General features: G+C 57.8%; 23 protein-coding genes. 6 read left to right on the top strand and 17 right to left on the bottom strand.

Annotated elements, in window-relative coordinates; translation table 11 throughout:
* Positions 1–50: 50 nt before the first annotated feature.
* Positions 51–812 (bottom strand): uridine phosphorylase, encoded by a 762-nt coding sequence (gene udp, locus ACOTX5_RS17020; protein ID WP_047727042.1) that lies wholly within the window; start codon positions 810–812, stop codon positions 51–53.
* 259 nt (positions 813–1,071) lie between these two features.
* On the opposite strand from udp, the gene ACOTX5_RS17015 reads away from it, so the two are divergent.
* Positions 1,072–1,878, top strand: coding sequence for a dienelactone hydrolase family protein (locus ACOTX5_RS17015; protein ID WP_045911856.1), 807 nt, complete (start codon positions 1,072–1,074; stop codon positions 1,876–1,878).
* Positions 1,879–1,925: 47 nt separating this feature from the next.
* On the opposite strand, the gene metE is transcribed toward ACOTX5_RS17015, so the two are convergent.
* On the bottom strand, positions 1,926–4,187 hold the full coding sequence (metE, locus tag ACOTX5_RS17010) for a 5-methyltetrahydropteroyltriglutamate--homocysteine S-methyltransferase (RefSeq protein WP_045911857.1): 2,262 nt from the start codon (positions 4,185–4,187) through the stop codon (positions 1,926–1,928).
* A gap of 116 nt (positions 4,188–4,303) precedes the next feature.
* Between metE and metR the strand changes: the two genes are divergently transcribed.
* Complete coding sequence (gene metR, locus ACOTX5_RS17005) at positions 4,304–5,257, top strand: HTH-type transcriptional regulator MetR (RefSeq protein ID WP_045333508.1); 954 nt, start codon at positions 4,304–4,306, stop codon at positions 5,255–5,257.
* Here metR and ACOTX5_RS17000 read toward each other — a convergent pair.
* The 3 genes from ACOTX5_RS17000 to pldB all read right to left on the bottom strand — a co-directional run bounded on the left by ACOTX5_RS17000 (position 5,145) and on the right by pldB (position 7,951).
* Positions 5,145–6,044 (bottom strand): carboxylate/amino acid/amine transporter, encoded by a 900-nt coding sequence (locus tag ACOTX5_RS17000; RefSeq protein WP_023295736.1) that lies wholly within the window; start codon positions 6,042–6,044, stop codon positions 5,145–5,147. The two genes, metR and ACOTX5_RS17000, sit on opposite strands and share 113 nt — an antisense overlap.
* Before the next feature lie 82 nt (positions 6,045–6,126).
* Entirely contained in the window at positions 6,127–6,927 is an 801-nt protein-coding gene (gene yigL, locus ACOTX5_RS16995) for a sugar/pyridoxal phosphate phosphatase YigL (protein ID WP_015570001.1), read from the bottom strand.
* 31 nt (positions 6,928–6,958) lie between these two features.
* Entirely contained in the window at positions 6,959–7,951 is a 993-nt protein-coding gene (gene pldB / locus ACOTX5_RS16990; RefSeq protein ID WP_045343862.1) for a lysophospholipase L2, read from the bottom strand.
* A 111-nt stretch (positions 7,952–8,062) separates the two neighbouring features.
* On the opposite strand from pldB, the gene rhtB reads away from it, so the two are divergent.
* On the top strand, positions 8,063–8,683 hold the full coding sequence (gene rhtB, locus ACOTX5_RS16985; protein WP_006812363.1) for a homoserine/homoserine lactone efflux protein: 621 nt from the start codon (positions 8,063–8,065) through the stop codon (positions 8,681–8,683).
* On the opposite strand, the gene rhtC is transcribed toward rhtB, so the two are convergent.
* From rhtC to pldA, 3 genes are all read right to left on the bottom strand, one after another.
* Positions 8,680–9,300, bottom strand: coding sequence for a threonine export protein RhtC (gene rhtC, locus ACOTX5_RS16980; protein ID WP_006179256.1), 621 nt, complete (start codon positions 9,298–9,300; stop codon positions 8,680–8,682). The genes rhtB and rhtC overlap by 4 nt on opposite strands.
* Before the next feature lie 61 nt (positions 9,301–9,361).
* A complete protein-coding gene (recQ, locus tag ACOTX5_RS16975; RefSeq protein WP_017694743.1) occupies positions 9,362–11,191 on the bottom strand; it encodes an ATP-dependent DNA helicase RecQ in 1,830 nt (609 codons plus the stop codon).
* A 90-nt stretch (positions 11,192–11,281) separates the two neighbouring features.
* Complete coding sequence (pldA, locus tag ACOTX5_RS16970) at positions 11,282–12,151, bottom strand: phospholipase A (protein WP_003860803.1); 870 nt, start codon at positions 12,149–12,151, stop codon at positions 11,282–11,284.
* Positions 12,152–12,311: 160 nt separating this feature from the next.
* Between pldA and yigI the strand changes: the two genes are divergently transcribed.
* Both yigI and rarD read left to right on the top strand, forming a co-directional pair.
* Entirely contained in the window at positions 12,312–12,779 is a 468-nt protein-coding gene (gene yigI / locus ACOTX5_RS16965; RefSeq protein ID WP_006812366.1) for an acyl-CoA thioesterase YigI, read from the top strand.
* 51 nt (positions 12,780–12,830) lie between these two features.
* Positions 12,831–13,727 (top strand): EamA family transporter RarD, encoded by an 897-nt coding sequence (rarD, locus tag ACOTX5_RS16960; protein WP_017694744.1) that lies wholly within the window; start codon positions 12,831–12,833, stop codon positions 13,725–13,727.
* 428 nt (positions 13,728–14,155) lie between these two features.
* On the opposite strand, the gene corA is transcribed toward rarD, so the two are convergent.
* The 8 genes from corA to lptM all read right to left on the bottom strand — a co-directional run bounded on the left by corA (position 14,156) and on the right by lptM (position 21,087).
* Complete coding sequence (gene corA / locus ACOTX5_RS16955) at positions 14,156–15,106, bottom strand: magnesium/cobalt transporter CorA (protein WP_126489830.1); 951 nt, start codon at positions 15,104–15,106, stop codon at positions 14,156–14,158.
* Positions 15,107–15,256: 150 nt separating this feature from the next.
* The gene (ysgD, locus tag ACOTX5_RS16950; protein ID WP_212743980.1) at positions 15,257–15,313 is read right to left on the bottom strand and encodes a YsgD/CorL family protein; all 57 of its coding nucleotides are present in this window, start codon (positions 15,311–15,313) and stop codon (positions 15,257–15,259) included.
* Positions 15,314–15,462: 149 nt separating this feature from the next.
* Entirely contained in the window at positions 15,463–17,625 is a 2,163-nt protein-coding gene (gene uvrD, locus ACOTX5_RS16945; RefSeq protein WP_017383586.1) for a DNA helicase II, read from the bottom strand.
* Positions 17,626–17,704: 79 nt separating this feature from the next.
* Positions 17,705–18,421, bottom strand: coding sequence for a 5-amino-6-(5-phospho-D-ribitylamino)uracil phosphatase YigB (gene yigB, locus ACOTX5_RS16940; protein ID WP_017383587.1), 717 nt, complete (start codon positions 18,419–18,421; stop codon positions 17,705–17,707).
* Entirely contained in the window at positions 18,421–19,323 is a 903-nt protein-coding gene (gene xerC, locus ACOTX5_RS16935; protein ID WP_015570006.1) for a tyrosine recombinase XerC, read from the bottom strand. Before xerC ends, yigB begins: the two co-directional genes overlap by 1 nt.
* Positions 19,320–20,027: a DUF484 domain-containing protein gene (locus ACOTX5_RS16930; protein WP_015570007.1), complete on the bottom strand. Its 708-nt coding sequence runs from the start codon at positions 20,025–20,027 to the stop codon at positions 19,320–19,322. Before ACOTX5_RS16930 ends, xerC begins: the two co-directional genes overlap by 4 nt.
* Positions 20,024–20,848 (bottom strand): diaminopimelate epimerase, encoded by an 825-nt coding sequence (dapF, locus tag ACOTX5_RS16925; protein WP_032672143.1) that lies wholly within the window; start codon positions 20,846–20,848, stop codon positions 20,024–20,026. Before dapF ends, ACOTX5_RS16930 begins: the two co-directional genes overlap by 4 nt.
* A gap of 35 nt (positions 20,849–20,883) precedes the next feature.
* The gene (gene lptM, locus ACOTX5_RS16920; protein WP_003860815.1) at positions 20,884–21,087 is read right to left on the bottom strand and encodes an LPS translocon maturation chaperone LptM; all 204 of its coding nucleotides are present in this window, start codon (positions 21,085–21,087) and stop codon (positions 20,884–20,886) included.
* Positions 21,088–21,222: 135 nt separating this feature from the next.
* Here lptM and cyaY point away from each other — a divergent pair, with 135 nt between their 5' ends.
* On the top strand, positions 21,223–21,543 hold the full coding sequence (gene cyaY / locus ACOTX5_RS16915) for an iron donor protein CyaY (protein ID WP_045910940.1): 321 nt from the start codon (positions 21,223–21,225) through the stop codon (positions 21,541–21,543).
* 278 nt (positions 21,544–21,821) lie between these two features.
* On the opposite strand, the gene cyaA is transcribed toward cyaY, so the two are convergent.
* Positions 21,822–24,365, bottom strand: a complete 2,544-nt coding sequence (cyaA, locus tag ACOTX5_RS16910) for a class I adenylate cyclase (protein WP_017383591.1) — start codon at positions 24,363–24,365, stop codon at positions 21,822–21,824.
* Positions 24,366–24,415 lie beyond the last annotated feature (50 nt).

Raw genomic sequence — 24,415 nt, 5'->3', positions numbered from 1 at the left:
CGCAAAAAGAAAAGGCCGAGCATGTCGACCTTTCAGCACTGAAGAGAGAATTAGATCAGGCGGCGCGCCGCTTCAACCACGATTTTCACCGCATGGCTTTCAGTCTGCTTCATGGTTTCAGCGTTCGGGATCTCCTGCTGAGTACGGTTGACGATAACGCCCGCCACCATACCGGCACGCAGACCCTGGCTTGCGCACATGGTCAGCAGCGTCGCAGATTCCATTTCGTAGTTCATGACGCCCATCGACTGCCACTCTTCCATGGAGCCTTTGAAACGGCTCACCACGCGACCAGAGAAGGTGTCGTAACGCTCCTGGCCCGGGTAGAAGGTATCGGAAGAGGCAGTTACGCCCACGTGGGTGGTTGCGCCCACGGACTTCGCGGCTTCAACCAGCGCGGTGGTGCATTCGAAATCGGCCACTGCCGGGAATTCCATCGGTGCAAAGTGCAGGCTTGCCCCGTCCAGACGCACGGATGCGGTGGTAACCAGCACGTCGCCCACGTTGATGTGCGGCTGAATGGCGCCTGTGGTGCCGATGCGCAGGAAAGTACGAATGCCCAGCTGCGCCAGCTCTTCAACGGCGATAGAGGTAGACGGGCCACCAATACCGGTAGAGCACACGATCACCGCTTTACCGTCCAGCTCTGCGCGCCAGGTGGTGAATTCGCGATGCGCTGCCAGCTTAACCGGCTTATCCATCAGCGCGGCGATCTTTTCCACACGCTCAGGATCGCCAGGGACGATAGCAAGCGTAGCCCCTTTTAAATCGTTTTTAGTGAGGCCGAGATGAAAAACATCAGACTTAGACATAGGTGACTCCTCTGTGGGTCGGTTTGTCAGAAGAAGTAAAACGGTACTTTACAGAAGCAATGTGCATTATTTCGTGACACACCTCACCATGAATGAAAATGATTGCAGTTAATTTCCATAAAATAGTGATTCACATCACATTAACAAGTTATATCGCCGGGTGCTGCACAAAAGATAGACGCTATAAGGCACTGTGGATTGTTAACCTGGTGTCTATATTTATCTTTGCGCTAATCCATTCATTGGTACGGAGAATGCCATGACTGAAAAAACCGGTTTTGCACCTGCTGCGGCCCCGCATGCTTCAACCATCGTCTCAACCCATGAAGAGGCCATTACCGCAGGCGAGACCTCCATTCCCTCCCAGGGAGAGAACATGCCAGCGTACCACGCGCGGCCAAAATCCGCCGATGGCCCGCTGCCCATCGTGATCGTGGTGCAGGAAATATTTGGCGTTCATGAACATATTCGCGACCTCTGCCGCCGTCTGGCGCTGGAAGGTTACCTGGCCGTTGCGCCGGAACTCTATTTCCGTCAGGGCGATCCGAATGATTACAGCGACATCCCGACGCTGTTCAGCAACCTGGTCAGCAAAGTGCCGGACGCGCAGGTGCTGGCCGATCTCGACCACGTTGCCAGCTGGGCGGCGCGCAACGGTGGCGACCCGCACCGTCTGATGGTGACCGGCTTCTGCTGGGGCGGACGCATTAGCTGGCTGTATGCCGCGCACAATCCGCAGCTGAAAGCCGCTGTGGCCTGGTACGGTAAACTGGTGGGTGAAAAGACCCTGAACTCGCCGAAACATCCAGTTGATATCGCCACCGATTTAAATGCCCCGGTGCTAGGGCTGTATGGCGGCCAGGATACCGGCATTCCGCTTGATACCGTCGAGACCATGCGCCACGCGCTGCGGGCGGCAAACGCGAAGGCCGAAATCGTGGTGTACCCGGATGCGGGACACGCGTTTAATGCCGATTATCGTCCGAGCTATCACGCAGAATCGGCGAAAGATGGCTGGCAGAGAATGCTGGCGTGGTTCAGCCAGTACGGCGGGAAGAAAGCGTAATACAAAAAGCCCGGTGGCGGCTGCGCCAACCGGGCAATCCAGCCCCACTACGCCTGACGCAAATTCTGCGCCGCCTGCACCATGTTCGCCAGCGCCGCGCGGGTTTCAGGCCAGCCGCGAGTTTTCAGGCCGCAGTCCGGGTTTACCCACAGGCGTTCCGCCGGAATGCGCCGGGCGGCTTTTTGCAGCAGCGTTTCAATCCACTCCACGCTCGGCACGTTAGGGGAGTGAATGTCATACACGCCCGGCCCGATTTCGTTCGGGTAGTCGAACTCTTCGAACGACTCCAGCAGCTCCATGTCTGAACGCGAGGTCTCGATGGTGATCACATCGGCGTCGAGCGCGGCAATGGAGTCCATGATGTCGTTAAATTCGCAGTAACACATGTGGGTGTGGATCTGCGTGTCGTCCTTCGCGACGGCCGCGTTGAGGCGGAACGCCTCCACGCCCCACGTCAGATAAGCATCCCAGTCGCTGCGACGCAGCGGCAAGCCTTCACGCAGCGCCGGTTCGTCGATCTGAATGATGCCAATCCCCGCCGCTTCCAGATCCGCCACTTCATCACGCAGCGCCAGGGCGATCTGTTTGGCGATGGTTTCCCGGGATACATCTTCACGCGGGAACGACCAGCAGAGAATGGTCACCGGCCCCGTCAGCATGCCTTTTACCGGTTTGTCGGTCAGAGACTGGGCATACTTCGCCCACTCCACGGTGATCGCTTCCGGGCGGCTGACGTCACCGATCACCACCGGCGGCTTCACGCAGCGGGAGCCGTAGCTTTGCACCCAGCCGCTCTGGGTAAAGACAAAGCCGTCCAGGTGTTCACCGAAGTATTCCACCATATCGTTACGCTCGGCCTCGCCGTGCACCAGCACGTCCAGACCCAGACGTTCCTGCTCGACGATCGCCTGTTTGATGTGTTCCGCAATGCCGGTGCGGTAGTGATTCGCATCCAGATTGCCCTTTTTGAAGTCCAGGCGCAGGCCGCGGATCTCGGTAGTCTGCGGGAAGGAGCCGATGGTTGTGGTCGGCCATGCGGGCAGGTTAAAGCGCGCACGCTGGGCTTCGGCGCGCACTTTATACGGGCTCTGGCGCTGGCTGTCCCGGGCAGTGATGGCCGCCAGACGTTTTTCCACCGCCGGGTTATGCACGCGCGTCGAGTGACGGCGCGCCTGGATCGGCGCGCTCCAGTCAGTAATCGCTGCCGTGTCGCCGCTGTTCAACGCGTCGCGCAGCAGAGCCAGCTCCTCACACTTTTGCAGGGCAAAGGCAAACCAGCTTTTCACCTCAGGGTCGAGTCGGGTCTCCACGCTCAGGTCGATCGGGCTGTGCAGCAGGGAACAGGAAGAGGCTACCCACAATTCACGTTTACCGACAATGTCCTTGATTTGTGCATATTTCTCGGTGAGATCGGCACGCCAGACGTTACGACCATTCACCAGACCGGCAGAGAGCAGCCACTCCGCAGGCAGACGCTTGTGCAACTCTGACACATCGTCTTTGCCGTGAACGAGATCAACGTGCAGACCCTGAACCGGCAGCGCGGTAATGGTGTCGAGGTTCGGCGTTACGCCCTCGAAATAGGTGGTCAGCAGCAGCTTCACCTGGCCCGTGAGCGCGTCATACGCCGGTTTGAAGGCATCCAGCCACGCCTGCGGCAGCTCAAGCACCAGCGCCGGTTCATCGATTTGCACCCACTGAATACCGCGCTTACCCAGCTCAATCAGCACCTGCTTATAAACCGGCAGAATATCGTTCAGCAGGCTGAGGCGGTCGAACTGCTCACCTTTCACTTTGCCCAGCCACAGGTAGGTGACCGGCCCCAGCAGCACGGGTTTCACCTGGTGACCCAGCGCCAGCGCTTCGTCCACTTCATCCAGAAGCTGGGTCCAGGTCAGTTTGAACTGCTGGCCCTTAACGAACTCCGGCACCATATAGTGATAGTTAGTGTTAAACCACTTGGTCATTTCCGCCGCTGCCGCTGGCTCACCCGTTGGCGCGCGGCCACGGCCGATGCGGAACAGGGTATCGATATCCACCGATCCATCGTTGTTCTGATGACGAGCCGGCACGTTGCCAAGCAGCAGGCTGGTGGTCAGAACATGGTCGTACCAGGCGAAATCGCCCACCGGCAGCAGGTCTACGCCCGCCTGTTTTTGCTGATCCCAGTGACGCGCGCGCAGCTCGCGCCCCACCGCCAGCAGTTCTTCGCGGGTGGCGTTACCCGCCCAGTAGCTTTCTTGCGCTTTTTTCAGCTCGCGACGCAGGCCAACGCGAGGGAAACCGAGAGTGTGAGTGCGGATTGTCATGGCATACCCCTTGTAGAAATTCGTTATTTAGACGTCCAGATGTTTACACTTCTATAATTGGCAGGTACTGTATATTCCTCAAGCGCAAAATGTTCATGGCGAAGTGAAGGACTTTCATGATCGAGATAAAACACCTGAAAACGCTACAAGCGTTGCGGAACTGCGGTTCTCTTGCGGCGGCAGCGGCCACGCTGCACCAGACTCAGTCTGCCCTTTCTCACCAGTTCAGCGATCTGGAACAACGCCTCGGCTTTCGTCTTTTTGTGCGTAAGAGCCAGCCTTTGCGCTTTACGCCGCAGGGCGAAATTTTGCTTCAGCTGGCGAACCAGGTGTTGCCGCAGATTGCCAGCGCGTTGCAGTCCTGCAACGAGCCGCAGCAGACCACCCTGCGCATCGCCATTGAGTGTCACAGCTGTATTCAGTGGCTGACCCCCGCGCTTGAGAACTTCCGCCAGAAGTGGCCGCAGGTGGAGATGGACTTCAAATCCGGCGTCACGTTTGATCCGCAGCCGTCGCTTCAGCAGGGTGAGCTGGATCTGGTGATGACCTCAGATATTCTGCCGCGCAGCGGTCTGCACTATTCGCCAATGTTTGATTTTGAGGTGCGTCTGGTGCTGGCCCCGGACCATCCGCTGGCCGCTAAAACGCGTATCACGCCGGAAGATCTGGCAACGGAGACGCTGCTGATTTACCCGGTACAGCGCAGTCGTCTGGATATCTGGCGCCATTTCCTGCAACCCGCGGGCATCAGCCCACAGCTGAAAAGCGTGGATAACACGCTGCTGTTAATTCAGATGGTGGCGGCCAGAATGGGGATTGCGGCGCTGCCGCACTGGGTGGTCGAGACGGTTGAACGCCAGGGTCTGGTGGTCACCAAAACCCTGGGTGAAGGACTGTGGAGCCGGCTGTACGCCGCCGTGCGCGACGGCGAGCAGCGTCAGCCGATTACGGAAGCGTTTATTCGCTCAGCGCGGAACCACGCGTGCGACCATCTTCCGTTTGTGCGGAGCGCGGAGCGACCCAGCGGCGATGGACCCACAGCGAAGCCAGGATCACCGTTCCCCCAATAAGGAAACTCGGCCAGTGCGGCTGCTCCTGCCAGATGGCGAGGTTCACCAGTAGCCCCGCCGGCACGTGCACGTTGTTCATGATCCCCAGCGTCCCGGCGTCTACCTGCGTAGCGCCGTAGTTCCACATAAAATAGCCCAGCCCCGACGCCACCACGCCCAGCCAGACCAAAACGCTCCACTGCACGGAGGTAGTCGGCAGCTTTTGCGGATTGCCGAGCAGAAACCACGCCGCTACCGCGACAATCGCCGCGCCCATATAGAACCACGCAAACGCGTTATGCTGCGGCATAGGGCGGGTCTCCATCAGGCGTTTGTAGCCCACCATGCCGATGGCGAAACTAATGTTGGCGAGCTGGACGAACATCAGCCCGGTCCAGAAGTGATCGCTTACCTTGTCATAGCGAATAATCGCCGCGCCAATGACTGCCAGCGCAGCGCTCAGCAGATATCCCCAGCGCAAACGGCGCCTGCTGAGCAAGTCATAAATCAGCGTGATGTAGAGCGGCGTCAGCACGGTGAAGAGCAGAAATTCCGAGACGGACAGGTAAACGTAGGCCCGGAAGCTGAACAGGTACATGATGCCGAGCTGCATCGCGCCTACCAGCATGTACAGCAGTATCGTTTTTAGCGACTGCCCGCGGGTACGCAGGAACGGCAGGAACACCAGCGCCGCCAGCCCCACGCGCATCAGTACCGAGAAGTAGCTGTCGACCGATCCGGCAAGGTATTCGCCAATCAAACTAAAGGAGAAGGCCCACAGGATAGTGGTGATAATGAGTAGCGCCACAATGCTTGTCTCTCAGAAAGAAGGAGAGGCATTGTAGCGAACTCTTTAGTTGACATCTGAACAATAAACAATCAATTGAAGATTATTCAAGGAACAGTTTGCGCAGATACTTAGGCACGGCGTTATCGCCGTTGGTGCCGATCACTTCCAGCTCCGGGTGCAGATCTTTCAGGCGCTGGTGCGCGTTCTGCATGATGCAGCCTTTACCCGCCATGGAGAGCATCTCGGCATCGTTCATGCCATCGCCAAAGGCAATACAGTCTTTCAGATCAAAGCCCAGCCGTTTCGCTACCGCTTCCAGCGCGTGACCTTTGGACACCCCGCCCGCCATCACTTCCAGACAGGTCAGCGTGGAGAAGCTCACGTTCACGCGGTCGCCCCAGCGGGCGTTGATCGCCTGCTCCAGCGGCAGTAACTCCTCATGATTTACACAGGTGAAGAACACCTTACTGATCCCTTCCGGCTCCAGCAGACCCGGCTCGTACAGTGAGTACTGGAATACGGCTTCCTTGAAAAAGCGCATCTCTTCCGGGCGGTGGCGGTTCATAAACCACTCGTCGTCGCGGTAAACGTTAGTGACGATATCCGGGTTGTTATGCACAATGCCGAACAAATCGGTGGCGATGTCGCGATCGAGATTGTGGGTAAAAATCAGGTTGCCGTCCGTGTCATGTACGCGCGCACCGTTGGAGGTGATCATGTACGACTTGATCTCCAGGTTATCGCGGATCTGCCCCACGTCCACGTGGTGGCGGCCAGTGGCGAAGACAAAGTTCACGCCACGGGCAGTCAGGAGTTTTAAGGTCTCTTTCGCATAAGGCGACAGGGTGTGGTCGGGGGAAAGCAGCGTGCCATCTAAATCAGATGCAACAACCTGGTACATAGGGATTTCAACCTCTGGTGGAAAACAATAATCAGTTATGCCTGTTGAAAAATTCAACAATGGCGTTGAGCGCGACTGAGCGCATAGCGTCCTTTTCAAAAAGGATCTCATGGTACGCACCGTTGATGACCAGCGGTTTACCCCCTTCACAGGGATGGCCCGCAGCGGCGCGAAGTTCACAATAGCGGTCATGCATGCGGTTATCCACCACACGCTCTTCTTCCGCCTGGATCAGGAGCGTCGGCGTGTCATCATCGCCTACGCCCGCCAGCACCTGCTCACCGGCATGAATACCTTCCCGCACCCAGTGCCAGGTAGGGCCGCCGACCCGCAGACGCGGTTCATCGGCATAAAAACGCAGGTTGCGGCGATAACGCTGCCGACTGTGGGTTAAGACGTTGATGGCAAACGGCAATGCCCGCCAGCGTCCTGTTCCGATGGCATAGCCTTCTCGAATGCGCTGATGGCCCTCAGCCCAGTCGAGAAGATGGCGCACCATCCAGTCAGGAAAACGTATCACAATGCCGTACATCGGCGCGGTCAGCGCAATGGCGTCACACTGGTGCTTATGGCGCTGCAAAAACAACGTCGAGATCGCGCCCCCCATGGAGTGGGCAAGAATATAACGCTTGCGCCACGGTCCGGGCTCCACTTCCTGCTGCCAGAACGCGGCCAGATCGTCGACGTAATCGCTGAAGTTATCCACGTGGCCGCGATGGGTATCCGGCAACATCCGGCCGGAAAGCCCCTGCCCGCGATGGTCGATAATTAACACATCAAAGCCCAGATGGAACAGGTCATACGCCAGCTCGGCATATTTGATATAGCTTTCGATGCGCCCGGGGCAGACCACAATCACCCGGTCATTTTTTTCATCACGGAAACGAACGAAGCGTACCGGGATTTCCCCGACGCCCATAAACTCATCTTCCTCACGCTGGCGCCAGAAATCGGTCAGCGGCCCCATGGAGAAAGCAGCAAATGCGTTTTCTCGTGTTTCCCAGTCCTTTTTCTGCTGAAACATTGGGTTTCCACCCCCCGTAATTCAGGGAATATCGTTTTTTTCGTCACCGGTCACAAAATGACTCAACAATAGCGTATTGTGGCATAAAAACAGACGATCCGGGAGTTTCAAATGACCTTCGAATGGTGGTTCGCCTACCTGCTGACATCCATCATCCTCAGCCTTTCACCTGGCTCGGGCGCAATCAACACCATGACCACCTCCATTAATCACGGCTATCGCGGCGCGGCGGCGTCAATCGCCGGTTTACAGACCGGGCTTGGCATTCATATTGTGCTGGTGGGGATTGGTCTGGGCACGCTGTTCTCCCGTTCGGTGCTGGCCTTCGAGGTGCTGAAATGGGCTGGCGCAGCGTATCTTATCTGGCTGGGTATTCAGCAGTGGCGCGCCGCAGGCTCGATTGATCTGCATACGCTCTCCCGGACGCAAACACGCGGCCACCTGTTTAAACGCGCGGTGTTCGTTAACCTGACCAACCCGAAAAGCATCGTGTTCCTCGCCGCCCTGTTCCCGCAGTTTATCGTGCCGCATCAGCCACAGGTGATGCAGTACGTGGTGCTGGGCGCGACTACCATTATTGTCGATATCATTGTGATGATTGGTTACGCGACGCTGGCGCAGCGAATTGCGGCGTGGATCAAAGGGCCTAAACAGATGAAGGCCCTGAACAAAGTCTTTGGTTCGCTGTTTATGCTGGTTGGCGCGCTGCTTGCGTCAGCGCGTCATGCTTAGCGAGAAATGATGAGATGAATGCCGAAGCCGGCGAACAGCGCGCCGGCAAAGCCGTCGATCCACTTCGCGATGCGCTGGTAGCCGCGACGCATCGCCGGTAAGGCAAACAGGCTTGCCACAACGGTAAACCAGGCGAACGTCTCAACAACGATCAGCAGGAAGATCCCCCAGCGCGCGCCCGCGCCGACGTTATCCCCCACGAACAGCGAGAATACCGAGCCGAAGTAGATAATCGCTTTCGGGTTCGCCAGGTTGGTCAGCAGCCCTTTCACAAAGCTACGGCCGCCCGTTGCCAGCTCAACCTTTGGCTCTTCCGGCTTTTTCTCTTCTTTCTTCAGCGCCCCGCGCAGCATCTGGTAGCCCATCCAGCACAGGTACAGACCGCCGCCGACCATGATGATGTTATGCAGCCACGCCATTTTCGCCAGGATCAGGTTCAGACCGAGCAGCGCAACCGCCGCCCAGACCATGACGCCCATGGTAATACCGAGCACACCCATCATTGCCTCTTTGCGGGAGCGGCTGACGGCCGTTTGTGACACGAAGAAAAAGTCAGGGCCAGGGCTCATCAGCGCCACGATGTGCACTAACGCCACGGTGAGAAATAGCATTAACATAATTAGCTCGCGGGGAAATAATGTAGTGAGTCACCATCCTGGCACTTTTTCGCCCGGCTGACTACTCCTCATCATCACCATCAGCGTGGGAACGGATGAGCGCCATAAACTCTTTACCGAAGCGCTCCAGCTTGCGCGTGCCAACGCCGTTGACGCTGAGCATCTCACTGGCGCTGAGCGGCATTTGCTCGGCCATCTCGATCAGCGTCGCGTCGTTGAACACCACGTATGGCGGGATGTTCTCTTCATCCGCAATGGCTTTACGCAGCTTACGCAGCTTGGCGAACAGCTTGCGGTCGTAGTTGCCGCCGTAGGATTTTTGCATCACGCGCGGCTTCAGGGCGACGACGCGCGGAACGGCGAGCTTCAGTTCAACCTCGCCACGCAGGACCGGTCGCGCCGCTTCGGTCAGCTGAAGCGCAGAGTGCTGGGCAATGTTCTGCGTGGCAAAGCCGAGATGGATCAGCTGGCGGATGATACTCACCCAGTGCTCATGGCTCTGGTCTTTCCCGATGCCGTAAACCGGCAGCTTGTCGTGACCCATATCGCGGATACGCTGGTTGTTAGCCCCGCGCAGCACTTCAACGACGTAGCCCATCCCAAAGCGCTGGTTCACGCGTCCGATAGTCGAGAGCGCCTTACGCGCGTCCATCAGGCCATCGTACTGCTTCGGCGGGTCGAGGCAGATATCGCAGTTGCCGCACGGCGCCTGACGCCCTTCACCAAAGTAGTTGAGCAGCACCAGACGGCGGCAGGTTTGCGCTTCGGCGAAGGCCCCCATCGCGTTAAGCTTGTGGCGTTCGATATCCTGCAACTGCCCCTGCGGTTTCTCCTCGAGACAGCGGCGCAGCCACGCCATATCCGCCGGATCGTAAAACAGCATCGCTTCCGCAGGCAGGCCGTCACGCCCGGCGCGGCCGGTTTCCTGATAGTAGGATTCGATATTGCGCGGAATGTCGAAATGCACCACAAAGCGCACGTTGGGCTTGTTGATCCCCATCCCGAACGCCACCGTTGCGACCACGATTTGCAGGTCGTCGCGCTGGAATTTCTCCTGCACGTCGGCGCGGATATGGTTCTCCAGCCCGGCGTGATAGGCCGCGGCGCTAAAGCCACGGTTTTGCAGACGGGCGGCGGTGTCTTCCACCTTCGCACGGCTGTTGCAGTAGATGATGCCGGACTTACCGCGCTGCTCCTGCACGTAGCGTAAGAGCTGATCCAGCGGCTTGAACTTCTCCATCAGCATATAGCGGATGTTCGGGCGGTCGAAGCTGCTGACCTGAATATACGGGTCGTTTAGCCCCAGCAGGCGAACGATGTCCTGACGCGTGGTGTCGTCCGCCGTGGCGGTAAGCGCCATAAACGGCAGCTCGGGGAAGCGCTGACGAAGCTGGCCAAGAGCGGCGTATTCCGGGCGGAAATCGTGCCCCCACTGGGAGATACAGTGCGCTTCATCCACCGCCAGCAGCACCGGATTCCAGTGCGCCAGATGATCGAGGAAGTTGTCCAGCATCAGGCGTTCTGGCGCGATATACAGCAGGCGGATCTGCCCGGTGCGGCACCCGGTCATTACCTCTTGCTGTTGCTCGCGGGTCTGCGTCGAGTTCAGGCAGGCCGCCGCCACGCCGTTGGCAATCAGCTGGTCGACCTGGTCTTTCATCAGGGAAATAAGGGGCGATACCACGACCGTCAGGCCATTAAGCACCAGCGCGGGCACCTGATAGCAGAGCGATTTTCCGCCGCCGGTCGGCATGACCACCAGGCAATCGCGGCCTTCCAGCACGGTTTCAATGATGGTTTCCTGGCCAGGGCGGAACTGCTGGTAGCCAAAGGTTTCCTGCAAAACCTGTTTAGCCAGCGATTCCTGATTCAATACTTCCGCCTGCGCCACGTTAACCCCATATGCCAGAAATGAAACAGGCGCTATTTTCAGCGCCTGAGAGAGAAACTTCAACGTTTAACGCAAAAACATTCGAGCAGCTTAGAAAATATCGTTCAGCATGACGCCCACACCGACGCGGGTCTGATTGAAATTGTAGTCGATCAGCGATTCGCCATACCCGCTATACACCTGAGTATAAAGACGAACGTGTTTCGTTACCGGGTAGCTCAGGCCCAGCTCTGCACCGCCGTAGCCGGTATTCCAGTTGTACTGGCCTTTGGCGCTCAGCACCGCGTCACCCAGCTGATAGCCCACTTTAAGCTGATAGTAGCCCATATATTTGGTGATATCCGGGTTGTCATCGGTGCTGCCCACCACGTACCACGGCTTCACTTCCACCATGAAATTGCCGTTCTGCGCCATCAGACGCGTATATATGCGGTTCCAGCTGCGTGAGGTTGGGTCGGAACGACCGTTGGAATCGTGGTTATAGCCCACCTCCACGTCTCGCAGCGTCCAGCCTGCAAACTCATAATCGGTGGCGAAACCGAGGAACAGCTGCGGTTCATAGTTGGTTTCGCGAAACGGTGAAGATTCCCCGCTGTTGGAGAGCTGCCACCATGACTTCTGCGTGTAAGACGCGCCAAGCACCGAGTTCGGCCCCAGGATGCCGCGCCAGAACGGGAAGGCGAGGCTGAGCTGGAACTTCACCTCATCTTTACGCGCATTATCAGACCAGTTATAGGAGCTTATCGCCTCTTTGTTGAGATCGCTGGTCTGGGTGTAGATCACGTAGTTTGTATCATAAGGGTACAGCGTGAACGGATTGTCATGCTCCTGAAGCATATTGGCGATGATGCTGCCCTTAACGGCAGGTTTATCATGCACCTCTTTGATCGTCGCTTCCTGCGCATATGCTGTGAGGGGCAGCGCAACCGCCGCCAGTAACCAACCCAGATACGTCCGCATCGGTGGTGTTCTCCTGAAATGGTGACATTTAATGAATAGTTTTGTCCGGGCATTCTACAGACTTCTGCGATAACTTCCGCTTCCTCGTTTCTTAAAGTGGCATTCCTTTATCCCGAAGCATAAAATCAACATTTTGTTAACAACAAGGATGCCACGTCAGATGTCAGCCACACTCACCGCCGAAGAAACCTTAAAGCTCGTGGGCGAGATTTTTGTGTACCACATGCCGTTCAACCGTGCACTGGGTCTTGAGCTGGAGCGATACGAAAAAGACTTCGCTCAGCTGAGTTTCAATAATCAGCCAATGATGGTCGGTAACTGGGCGCAAAGCATTTTGCACGGCGGGGTCATTGCCTCCGCGCTGGACGTGGCGGCCGGTCTGGTGTGCGTGGGCAGCACGCTGACGCGCCATGACACCATCAACGAAGATGAGTTACGCCAGCGCCTGTCGCGCATGGGCACCATCGATTTACGCGTCGACTACCTGCGTCCGGGACGCGGAAACCGCTTCACCTGCACCAGCAGCCTGCTGCGCGCCGGGAATAAAGTTGCCGTCGCCCGCGTTGAGCTGCATAACGAGGAGCAGGTTTATATCGCCAGCGCAACCGCCACTTATATGGTGGGTTGAGACGGCAAATTCGGGTAAAATTACTTCACTTTTTTGTAACGGATTTTCCCGATGGATGCTAAACAGACGCGGCAGGGCGTTTTACTCGCCCTTGCCGCTTATTTTATTTGGGGTATCGCACCGGCGTACTTCAAACTTATCGCCTATGTCCCGGCGGACGAGATCCTCACTCACCGCGTCATCTGGTCCTTTTTCTTCATGATTGCGCTGATGAGTATCAGCCGTCAGTGGTCAGGCGTCAAAACGCTGCTGAAAACCCCGAAGAAGGTCTTCCTGCTCGCTCTCTCTGCGGTGCTGATTGGCGGAAACTGGCTGCTGTTTATCTGGGCGGTGAATAACCATCACATGCTCGAAGCCAGCCTGGGCTACTTTATTAACCCGCTGGTCAATATTTTGCTGGGGATGATTTTCCTTGGTGAGCGCTTTCGCCGGATGCAGTGGGTGGCGGTGATTCTGGCCTTCTGCGGCGTGCTGGTACAGCTGTGGACCTTCGGCTCACTGCCGGTTATCGCCCTGGGGCTGGCGTTCAGCTTTGCCTTCTACGGCCTGGTGCGTAAAAAAATTGCCGTGGAAGCGCAGACGGGAATGCTATTTGAAACCCTGTGGCTGCTGCCTGTCGCCGCGATCTACCTGTTCGGTATTGCCGACAGCGCCACCAGCCACATGGGCAGCAACCCATGGTCGCTGAACCTGATGCTGATGGCCGCAGGCGTGGTCACAACGATCCCCCTGCTGTGCTTTACCGGCGCGGCAACGCGTCTGCGCCTCTCCACGCTGGGCTTCTTCCAGTACATTGGCCCCACGCTGATGTTCCTGCTGGCGGTGGTGTTTTACGGCGAGGTGCCGGGTGCGGATAAGATGGTGACGTTCGCCTTTATCTGGGTGGCGCTGGCCATCTTCGTTGCGGATGCGATTTATACCCAGCGCAGGGTGCGCAAAGGGCTGTGATGTTGCCCTCACCCTAACCCTCTCCCACAGGGGAGAGGGTTCCCCAGTAATTTGAAAGCAAAAGCGATAACGTTGCCTCAGAATAACTGAGGGCTTTACAGGGATGTTACCTCCGCCCGTCCCCGATAAGCCGGAAGGAATAAGCCGAAGGCACCGCGAAGCGGCGATTTTCCGCCGGAAGCCCGGGTCGCCAGGGTGGTGGCGACTGAGCCACCCTGGCACGTTCACCGGTCATGTCGTGACAGAGTAGCAAGGAACATAAAGTGAACGGAATGACCACCAGAGCCGTATGTTCCCCCTCACCCCAGCCCTCTCCCTCAAGGGAGAGGGGGCCGTCTGTGCAGGCATTATTTTGTGGGGAACCCTCTCCCACAGGGAGAGGGAATTCGATCGTAGGGCGGGTAAGCGCAGCGCCACCCGCCAGATTTTTACAGCCAGTTCTTCCGCTTGAAGTACAGATACGGCGCCAGCCCGGCGAGGATCATAAAGATAATCGCCCCCGGGTAGCCAAAGCTCCACTTCAGTTCCGGCATAAACTCAAAGTTCATCCCGTAGCTGGACGCCACCAGCGTCGGCGGCAGGAACACCACGGACACCACCGAGAAGATCTTGATGATACGGTTCTGCTCGATGTTGATAAAGCCCATCGCCGCCTGCATCAGGAAGTTGACCTTCTGGAACAGGGATTCGTTGTGCGGCAGCAGGGATTCGATATCGCGTAAGATCTCACGCGCCTGCTCCAGCTGACCGCCCGGCAGACGCGCCTTGCGCACCAGGAAGTTCAGCGCGCGCTGGGTATCCATCAGACACAAACGCACCTTCCAGCCGATATCTTCCAGCTCAGCCAGCGTGGACAACGCTTCGTCGTACTCATCGCCCTGATGGCCTTCCATGATCACGCGGCTCAGCTTTTCCAGGTCGCTGTAGATGTTTTCGATTTCATCCGCCAGCTGTTCGATTTTGGTTTCGAACAGATCCAGCAGCAGCTCATAAGCGTTGCCGTCCATCATCGCCTGGCTGCGGGCACGCATACGGTAGAGACGAAACGCAGGCAGTTCGCGCTCGCGCAGGGTGAATAGGCGGCCATCGCGGATGGTAAACGCCACGGTGGAGTTCCCCGCGTGGTCTTCGGCATCTTCGAAAAAGAAGAAGGAGTGAATGTGCAGGCCGTCTTCGTCTTCAAAAAAACGGGCGGATGCTTCGATGTCTTCCAGTTCCGGGCGTGTCGCCAGGCTTTGCCCCAGTTCAGATTGTACGCGAAGGCGCTCATCGTCGTCCGGCTCGAGCAGATCCACCCATACGGCATCAATGAGGGGCTGTGACTCTTCGGCTTCAAGCCGAGTCAGTCGGTTATTTTCGAGTTGAAATGCGCTCAACATGACCGGGACTCCCAATGCAAAAAATATCGGACAGTTCGGTGGGCACACAGAAACAAATTGGGTTTCAGACCATTAAACAGCCTGACTCAGCGCGACGGGAATGATGCAGTCGCTGACAACCACTAAGGCCATCAGCAAGAGGAGATAGCCTTAGGAGTTGTTCCTGGATGACAGGGAATTGAGCCAGTATCTACTGGGTGTGTCCAAGGCGAATGTCCTCTTAGCGTAATCGTGCGCGCATGTTACGCCAGCAATAACTGTGGCGTCAACACGCAACGGAACGCTGAAGGGCATTAATTGACCTTCAACGTATAAGGCTAGCAGATTATTACAAAATAGTGATATTTTTCTGAAAGTTACACACTTTCCAGCTTGGCATAGGCTGCCACCAGCCATTTGATCCCCTGCCCCTGGAACGCTACCTGCAAACGGCTGTGCTCGCCGCTGCCTTCCAGGTTGACGATGGTGCCTTCGCCAAACTTCGAGTGGCGCACGCGCTGGCCCAGCTTGTAACCGGTGTCGGTTTCAGAGATCGGCGAGCCCATACGCTGATGGCTGACCGGACGGCTGATGCTGGCGCGCAGGCGCACCTCTTCCACACACTCTTCCGGCAGTTCGCCGATAAAGCGCGACGGACGGTGATAAACCTCTTTCCCGTACAGGCGGCGAGTTTCCGCGTAGGTCAGGGTCAGTTTCTGCATCGCACGGGTCACGCCCACGTAGGCCAGACGACGCTCCTCTTCCAGACGCCCGCCTTCATCCAGCGACATCTGGCTCGGGAACATCCCCTCTTCCATCCCGACGATGAACACCTGCGGGAACTCCAGACCTTTTGCGGAGTGCAGGGTCATCAGCTGAACCGCATCCTGCCAGGTATCGGCCTGCCCTTCACCCGCCTCCAGCGCGGCGTGAGAGAGGAATGCCTGCAACGGCATCAGGTCTTCGTCTTCTTCGTTGTAGCTGAACTGGCGCGTTGCCGTCACCAGTTCCTCTAAGTTCTCAATACGGGTCTGGCCCTTCTCGCCTTTTTCCTGCTCGTACATGGTGCGCAAGCCGGAATCTTTGATCACCCGGTCGGTCTGGACGTGCAGCGGCATGTCGGCCGTTTCCTGCGCCAGCGCGTCGATTAACTCCAGGAAGCGCTGCAATGCGCTGGCGGCGCGCCCGGCAAGGGCTTTTTCCTGTAACAGCTCGCGGCACGCCTGCCACAACGTGAGCTGACGATCGCGCGAGGCCTGACGCACCACGTCCAGCGTACGATCGCCGATGCCGCGCGTCGGCGTGTTCACCACGCGCTCAAACGCTGCATCGTCGTTACGGTTGGCAATCAGACGCAAATACGAGAGCGCATCTTTGATCTCCTGACGTTCGAAGAAGCGCATACCGCCATAAATGCGGTACGGCATGCTCACCTGCAACAGCGCCTCTTCCAGCACGCGCGACTGGGCGTTGCTGCGATAGAGAATGGCACACTGCTCCAGCGCGCCGCCGTTCTCCTGCCAGGTTTTAATGCGGTTCACCACGAAGCGGGCTTCGTCGAGCTCGTTGAAGGCGCAGTAAATCGAAATCGGTTCGCCGTCGACGCCATCGGTCCACAGCTTTTTACCCAGGCGCCCGTTGTTGTTCTCAATCAGGGCGTTGGCCGCGCTCAGAATGTTGCTGGTAGAACGGTAGTTCTGCTCCAGACGGATGGTTTGCGCGCCGGGGAAATCGTTGAGGAAGCGCTGGATGTTCTCCACCTGCGCGCCGCGCCAGCCGTAGATAGACTGATCGTCATCGCCTACGATCATCACCTTGCCGGTATCCCCGGCCAGCAGGCGGATCCAGGCGTACTGGATGTTGTTGGTATCCTGGAATTCGTCCACCAGGATGTTGGTAAAGCGTTCACGGTAGTGTTGCAGGATATGCGGTTTGTTCAGCCACAGCTCGTGGGCGCGCAGCAGCAGCTCGGCGAAATCCACCAGACCGGCGCGATCGCACGCTTCCTGATAGGCCTTGTAGACGTTCTGCCAGGTCTGCTCGACCGGGTTACCGAAGCTCTGAATATGATGCGGACGCAGCCCTTCGTCTTTCTGACCGTTGATGTACCACATCGCCTGACGCGGCGGCCACTGCTTCTCATCGAGGTTCATCGCCTTGATCAGGCGTTTCAGCAAGCGCAGCTGATCTTCGCTGTCGAGGATCTGGAAATCCTGCGGCAGGTTAGCGTCCATATGGTGCGCGCGCAGCAGACGGTGCGCCAGGCCGTGGAAGGTGCCAACCCACATGCCGCCCTGGCTGGTGCCCATCAGCTGCGCGATACGGTGGCGCATCTCCGCCGCCGCCTTGTTGGTGAACGTCACGGCCATAATCGAGTACGGCGAGCAGTTCTCCACGCTCTGTAGCCAGGCGATACGGTGAACCAGCACGCGCGTCTTACCACTGCCCGCTCCAGCCAGTACCAGCAGGTTTGTACGCGAGGCGGCAACCGCGTCACGCTGTTTATCATTAAGGCTGTCGAGCAGGTAAGAAACGTCCATTGGCACCGTCACGTCATGTCGGGCAGGCAAATGTTTCCATTCGCCAAAACCCTGTTAATTTATACAGAACAATTGATGATTATATCAGCGTCGTGAGGGATGCCAACCGTGAAATTTCCACGTGCGGCAGAAGACGGCTATCCGGGGTAGTCATCAGATCGGCATTTTCCGGCTTGATCCAGCAGGCCTGCATGCCGCAGCGGATCGCCCCGGCGACGTCTGTGGTCAGGTCGTCGCCCACGTGCAGGATCTCACCGAGCGGCAAATCCAGTTTTTCCGCTGCCAGATGATACATATCGTTGAACGGCTTCGAGCGTCCGTGCGGGCCCGCGCGCAGCACGAACTGAAAATAGTTCCCCAGACCAAACAGTTCAGGCTGAGCGTTGCCGTTGGTGATGGCCACCAGCGGCCACTTTTCGGCGAGCTTCGCCAGCGTGTCGTGGGTCTCCTGCGGCACGTCGATCCGACTGCGCCATTTGGCGAAGTTTTCCATGGCCGCTTCGGCACCCGTGGCCGCGTCCTGCGCGCTCAGGCCGGCATTGAGCATCGCCTGCTCAACCGCACGGCGGCGCCATTCGGTCACGTCATGGTAAATCTCCGGTTCGGTTTCCCGCAGGGACTGACGCAGCTGCTGGAAGTCTTTGTTCTGCATCGCTTTCAGCGCAGGATGGTAGTTCTGCACAAACGCCAGCGACTCCTGCTCGGTACGCAGGATCACCGGGCGGTTATCGTAAAGAGTGTCATCAAGGTCAAACGTCAGGGCTGATATCTGACCGAGTGGGCGGTAAAAACGCATTATTTCCCCCGTTTGGCGCGTGGATGCGCCGCGTCATACACCGAGGCAAGGTGTTGGAAGTCTAAGTGGGTATAGATTTGGGTGGTCGACAGATTCGCGTGACCAAGCAGCTCCTGTACGCCGCGCAGGTCGCCGCTTGATTCCAGCATGTGCGTCGCAAAGGAGTGGCGCAGCTTGTGGGGGTGAACGTGGCTGTTCAGCCCCTGCTTAATGCCCCACTCCGCAAAGCGCTTCTGCACGTTACGCGCCGAGATCCGCTTGCCGAGTTTCGACAGGAACAGCGCATCTTCGTCGGCGCCAAACAGCCCGCGCAGGTCCAGCCAGTGCTCAATCCAGGAGACCGCGTTGCGGCCGATCGGCAGGCGGCGCTCTTTGCTGCCCTTGCCCATCACCCACACCTCGCCGGATTCCAGATCGAGGTGCTTTAAGTCGAGGTTCACCAGTTCAGAGAGACGCAGGCCCGCGCCGTACATCACCTCCAGCATCGCGCGGTCGCGCACGGCCAGCGGATCGTTAAGATCGATATCCAGCAGGCGGTTTACGTCGTCGACGTCGATATTTTTCGGCAGATGACGCGGGGCTTTCGGCGTGGCGATCCCTTTTGCCGGGTTGGCTTTCAGACCGCCCTGACTGACCAGCCAGTCGAAGAAACTGCGCAGGGCAGAGAGCCGGAGCGCCAGGCTCGCCGGGCTGAGATTTTTTTTACGGCTACGCACGACGAACCCGCGTACCGTGGCGGCGTCACATTGTTGCCAGCTTTTCAGGCCGATTTCATCGGCAATCTGCATGATGGCATCAAGCTGACGCTGATAGTTGAGCAGCGTAATAGGGCTGAGCTGGCGTTCCACGCCCAGATAGCGCAGAAAGCGGTTGACGTCAGTGGCGAGCAATCCGTCCGTCATACGCGCTCAATCCAGCGCTCCAGCAGCTCAGGCAGCATCAGGGCGATCTCCTGCAACAGTTGCGTGCCCTGCCCCTGTTCATAATGATGCGCGTCGCGGCTGGTAAATAACATCACGCCCAGGTCACCATCGCGCCCCATCAGCGACATCGCCACCGAGCCGATAGCTTTGGCTTCCGGCAGCACCACCAGCAGTTCTGGCCCGTTAAGCGGCCCCAGATAGTGGTGCTCATGGCCCAGACGCTGAATGCGCAGCGGCTCAAACGCCTGACGGCTCAGCGCCAGATGGGTAAACCCGGACGGCGCGCCAATGCGCCAGCGGTCAGGGAAGAGACGGATCGTCGCGCCTGCCAGCCCCAGCTCGCGCGCCCAGCGGTGGAAGCGGTTGAGGAACTCTTCGAGACTGTGCGCGGAAGCCAGACGCGCCTGAAGGTGCAGTAGACGGTAGAACAGGCTTTCGTTATTGCTGGCCTGCTCCATCAGCAGCGTCATGTTCTCTTCGAGCTGATTGATGTGGTTGCGCGAGCGCGCCATGTGCCATTCAACCAGCGACACGGTCTCGCGAACCGGATGCGGCACGCGCATCCGTTCGACGACGCGTGCATTGCGGATAAAAAACTCAGGATTGTGCAGCAGGTAATCCACAACAGCGCTGTCGTCCAGCTCTGATACAGGTTCCCGCAGTTCTTCCCCTGGTTGCTTCATAGATGGATAAACCCGTCATAAACATGTGTCGCCGGGCCAGTCATGTACAGTGGATGACCCGCTCCTTTCCAGGCGATATCAAGACGTCCGCCCGGTAATTCCACGCGAACCTCTTCTGCCAGTAACCCCTGTGAGATACCGACGGCCACCGCCGCACAGGCACCGCTTCCGCAGGCCTGGGTTTCGCCCGCGCCGCGCTCGTAAACCCGCAGGCGAATGTGTTCACGCTTCACCACCTGCATGAAACCGATGTTCGCCCGCTCCGGGAAGCGCTCGTGGCTTTCCAGCACCGGGCCGAGCGTTTCAACCGCCGCGGTTTGCACATCATCCACCTGAATCACGCAGTGCGGGTTACCCATCGAGACGACGCCGCACAATACTGTCTGCTCGGCGGCACGCATAATATAGGTCTTTTCCGCTTTGTTGGCGCGAAACGGCACGGCAGAGGGTTCGAAGTTCGGCTCGCCCATGTTCACGCGCACCAGTTCGTCGTCGGTGACGCTGAGCACCATCCGGCCGTTGGCGGTGCTGACGCGGATATCGCGCTTGTTGGTCAGCCCTTTCAGCCGAACAAAGCGGGCAAAACAGCGCGCGCCGTTGCCGCACTGGGAAACTTCGCTGCCGTCGGCGTTAAAAATGCGGTAGTGAAAGTCCAGGTCAGGATCGTAAGGCGGCTCCACCACCAGCAGCTGGTCAAACCCCACGCCTATGTGTCGATCCGCCAGGCGACGGATCAATTCCGGGGAGAAAAAGACATTCTGCGTTACCGCGTCGACGACCATAAAGTCGTTGCCAAGGCCATGCATTTTAGAGAACTGCATCATTTGCTCCATTGCGCGGGTACAGAACGTAATTGTCAGAGATTGACCTGAGTCGGGCCGCCGTTATTGCCGCGATCGTTGGTATCCGGCGTAGATGACTCGATACCACTTTGCACCGGTTTTGTCGGCGGTGGTGCGTTTTTATCCTCTGGCGGGAAGTACAGTGGTCCCTTCAGTCCACAGCCGGTCAGGCTAAACAGAGTGACAAGAACGACAAGCGTTCGGAAGACGTTTTTCATGTAGAGGTTGCCCGTAAGTTCAAATCTGTTTCTATCATCGCAGGAGAAGACACAAAAGCAAGAGTTTGCCGCTTTCCTGCAACGGGAATTATTTAGCGTTATACTGCCGCCATCACGAAAAACAGGAATAAAACCATGAACGACAGTGAATTTCATCGCCTTGCCGATACCCTGTGGATGACCATCGAAGAGCATATCGACGACTGGGACGGCGACAGCGATATCGATTGTGAAATCAACGGCGGGATCCTGACCTTAAGCTTCGAAAACGGCAGCAAGATTATTATTAACCGTCAGGAGCCGCTTCACCAGGTGTGGCTGGCGGCGAAACAGGGCGGCTATCACTTTGATCTGAAAGGTGACGAGTGGGTCTGCGATCGCAGCGGCGAAACGTTCTGGGATCTGCTGGAGCAGGCAGCGACGGCGCAGGCGGGCGAGGACGTGAGTTTCAGGTAGTTGCGTTGCCCGGTGGCGGCTACGCCTTACCGGGCCTACAACGGCTCGAACCGTAGGCCGGGTAAGCGTCAGCGCCACCCGGCAACAGCGGCTCGGACCGTAGGCCGGGTAAGCGATAGCGCCACCCGGCAACAGCGGCTCAAACCGTAGGCCGGGTAAGCGATAGCGCCACCCGGCAACAGCGGCTCAAACGTAGGCCGGGTAAGCGTCAGCGCCACCCGGCAACAGCGACTCGGACCGTAGGCCGGATAAGCGATAGCGCCACCCGGCGAAAAGCCTCAGGAAAAATACTGCTGCAACAGCGGCGCAGTTTCCTGGTTAGCGGGCGCCGCCGGGGTAATCGCCTGCGTACGGAACGGGATCACCTGCGCTCGCCCATCCACATTCACAATCTGGTAGAACTGCGGCAGGTTGAAGTTGATAAAGCTTGAGCCGTAGGTAAAGCGATCGTGCGAGGACGAATAGAAGCGGCTGACGTCGCGCACCAGCTCCTCTTTGCTGCCTTCGCAGTGGTGATACACCTCGGCACGGTTGGTTTCATCCAGAATGTAGATGTTAAACCCGGCGTTATCGCCCGACTCTTCGAAGAAGAACTGAATAATCCCTTCACTCGCAAAGCCATCCACCACCTGCGGCAGCTTAACGTGATTGGTTTCCACCTGAACCGACAGGCCATGCAGTTTGTTGTGTGAAATCGCACCGTAGAATTCAATGGCGTTTTCCAGCTTCTGCACCGACACGTTCAGGCGCTCAAAGAACAGCCCCCAGGTCTGGCCGGAGACGCGTAGCGCTTTAAAGCGCCCGGTTTCCTGTCGGGTGCTGGAGAGACGCAGTTCGATGCACTCAGACACCAGCTGCTGAACGCGGGTACGAATCAGGCCGCGCAGGTGCTGACTGTAGCAGAACACCTCCACGCTGTCCGGCGGCGCGGCGTCCTGGTGCATCTTGCCGAGGATCGTTTTCAGCGCCTCGATCATCGCCTGCTCGCCGTTAAAGTGCAGGGTACGCACTTCGTTCCACGAGTTGCGGTACAGCAGATCCACGCTGCCCACCAGGCAGTTTTGCTGCTCGCCAAAGCTAAAGACGTCCAGCTTGCGGAAGTCAAAGTGAACCACCTGATTACGGAAGGCCGCCGTCGGGTCGTATTCCAGGTTGACGATGATCGCCAGATGGCGAATCTCACACGGGCTGTAGAGCGCTTTTGGCGTCGGCGCAGGCAGACGCAGCGGGAAGTGGTGCGAGACATCCGCCACCATCTCCTGCAACTTGGCTAAATCGACCACCTCGTTGCCTTTGATAAACAACCGGGTACGTGAGGTGAGAAGGCCGTTAAACCAGGCCCAGGCCACCAGCTTGTTCAGGTAGCGGTTATATTCCAGCGGCTGATGGCTGATGATCGAATCCATGCTTGGCGCACGGTTGTACAGATACCACCCGGTGCGGTTCGCGCGGCCCGGCGGCACGTAGATAAAGGTCAGATTCGGTTCAGACAGGTCAGGCGAAATCTGTGGGTTAACCAGCGTTACCTTGCCCGGCAACGCTTCAAACGCGGCGTACAGTTTGCGGGTCAGCACCCCGATATCCTGTGGGCTGGCAGAAACGCTAAGGTTGTTACGGCGGGCAAAGCGGATCAGGTTGCGGTAGCTCTGCATCATCGCATCAAGCAGTTCGTTGTGCGCCTCACGCACCTGATCGATCTTCCAGTTGGCGCGGTTGTCGAGCATGGCGAGACGCTCTTCGTCCCATCCCCACTCTTTGACTAACTGGCTGACGACTTCACGACGCCAGCCCACGCAGGCGCGTTCGCGGCTCAGTTTTTCACAGACTTTGAGATAGAAACATCGACGCACCAGGTCAAGACGCGTGGCGTCCTCAATGGCTGTCAGGTATTCGGTGACGCGTTCCAGCATCATGCAGTAGGCATCAAGACCGTAGGAGACGATCTCCCCGTCGTGCAGACGCTGTTTAATATCTTTCGCCAGCAGGCGCGGCGTGGGGTATTCCCAGGAGTAGGCTTCCAGCAGCAGGGTTTTCAGCACCGCTTTGTACGGTGAATCAATGCTCTTATAAAGCTGCCAGAGGCTTGCGCCAAAGTACTCTTCGGCGGACAGGGAGCTCAGGCCGCCCAGATCCAGCCACTCGTTTGGCGTCAGAACGCCCTGCGAGTAAAGCGACATGACGTAGTCGTCATAATTCTCTTCTTCATCGCACGGCACCATATTCCACAGAATACGTTTCCCGGCCAGGCGAACGGCAGTACGGTAAAACTCATCCAGCAACAGGATGTGCTGAGTCGAGCCGCAGTCTTCACCACCCAGACTGCCGCTTTCGTTATGGCGGAAACGGTTTTCATCAATCAGGAAGAAGCTCACTTCCACGCCGAGCGACGCCGCCCAGCTCTCCAGCAGGCTGCATTTACGCTGCAACAGCTGGCGCTCTTCATTGTCGAGCCAGGACTGATGGCAGACCCAGATATCCAGGTCAGAAGAGCAACTTTGCCCAACCGATGACGTGCTGCCCATGGAGTAAACCCCGGTAATCGGCAGCTCGCCTTTCGGCGAATCCTGCGGCGGCATACCACGGTAGAGTTCAAGTTCAGTCAGGTAATGCTGTTGGGTTTCATCAGGCGTGAAGAGGCAAATGCCCTGGGGAACGTTACCATCAAGGTAACCCGGCATCAGCGGATGGTGATAGTGCAACAATGTTGGCAGTAGACTGTATACCTGCTGGAAAGCAGGGCCCATGGCAGCAAGCGCGCGATCCACACGCAATTGATTGATGGCATCCAGTCTCTGTTTCAGAGTCTCAATATAGAGGTACAAGACGTATCGCCTGATGTTTCCGGGTGTCGCACGCCAGTCAGAACACAAAA

This window comes from Enterobacter cloacae complex sp. IR5441 (genome assembly GCF_049238215.1).
GTDB lineage: Bacteria > Pseudomonadota > Gammaproteobacteria > Enterobacterales > Enterobacteriaceae > Enterobacter > Enterobacter hormaechei_C.
The sequence above is the reverse complement of the archived record's forward strand: the minus strand, read 5'-3'. Positions and strand labels throughout refer to the sequence as shown.

Excerpts from the sequence above, each read along its gene's own strand:
- rhtC (WP_006179256.1), bottom strand. The coding sequence starts at position 9,300 with ATGTTAATGCTATTTCTCACCGTGGCGTTAGTGCACATCGTGGCGCTG.
- metR (WP_045333508.1), top strand. The coding sequence starts at position 4,304 with ATGATCGAGATAAAACACCTGAAAACGCTACAAGCGTTGCGGAACTGC.
- ACOTX5_RS16930 (WP_015570007.1), bottom strand. The coding sequence starts at position 20,027 with ATGAAGCAACCAGGGGAAGAACTGCGGGAACCTGTATCAGAGCTGGAC.
- rhtB (WP_006812363.1), top strand. The coding sequence starts at position 8,063 with ATGACCTTCGAATGGTGGTTCGCCTACCTGCTGACATCCATCATCCTC.
- udp (WP_047727042.1), bottom strand. The coding sequence starts at position 812 with ATGTCTAAGTCTGATGTTTTTCATCTCGGCCTCACTAAAAACGATTTA.
- lptM (WP_003860815.1), bottom strand. The coding sequence starts at position 21,087 with ATGAAAAACGTCTTCCGAACGCTTGTCGTTCTTGTCACTCTGTTTAGC.
- dapF (WP_032672143.1), bottom strand. The coding sequence starts at position 20,848 with ATGCAGTTCTCTAAAATGCATGGCCTTGGCAACGACTTTATGGTCGTC.
- pldB (WP_045343862.1), bottom strand. The coding sequence starts at position 7,951 with ATGTTTCAGCAGAAAAAGGACTGGGAAACACGAGAAAACGCATTTGCT.
- pldA (WP_003860803.1), bottom strand. The coding sequence starts at position 12,151 with ATGCGGACGTATCTGGGTTGGTTACTGGCGGCGGTTGCGCTGCCCCTC.
- corA (WP_126489830.1), bottom strand. The coding sequence starts at position 15,106 with ATGTTGAGCGCATTTCAACTCGAAAATAACCGACTGACTCGGCTTGAA.
- xerC (WP_015570006.1), bottom strand. The coding sequence starts at position 19,323 with ATGACGGACGGATTGCTCGCCACTGACGTCAACCGCTTTCTGCGCTAT.
- cyaY (WP_045910940.1), top strand. The coding sequence starts at position 21,223 with ATGAACGACAGTGAATTTCATCGCCTTGCCGATACCCTGTGGATGACC.
- metE (WP_045911857.1), bottom strand. The coding sequence starts at position 4,187 with ATGACAATCCGCACTCACACTCTCGGTTTCCCTCGCGTTGGCCTGCGT.
- uvrD (WP_017383586.1), bottom strand. The coding sequence starts at position 17,625 with ATGGACGTTTCTTACCTGCTCGACAGCCTTAATGATAAACAGCGTGAC.
- yigB (WP_017383587.1), bottom strand. The coding sequence starts at position 18,421 with ATGCGTTTTTACCGCCCACTCGGTCAGATATCAGCCCTGACGTTTGAC.
- ACOTX5_RS17015 (WP_045911856.1), top strand. The coding sequence starts at position 1,072 with ATGACTGAAAAAACCGGTTTTGCACCTGCTGCGGCCCCGCATGCTTCA.
- rarD (WP_017694744.1), top strand. The coding sequence starts at position 12,831 with ATGGATGCTAAACAGACGCGGCAGGGCGTTTTACTCGCCCTTGCCGCT.
- yigI (WP_006812366.1), top strand. The coding sequence starts at position 12,312 with ATGTCAGCCACACTCACCGCCGAAGAAACCTTAAAGCTCGTGGGCGAG.
- yigL (WP_015570001.1), bottom strand. The coding sequence starts at position 6,927 with ATGTACCAGGTTGTTGCATCTGATTTAGATGGCACGCTGCTTTCCCCC.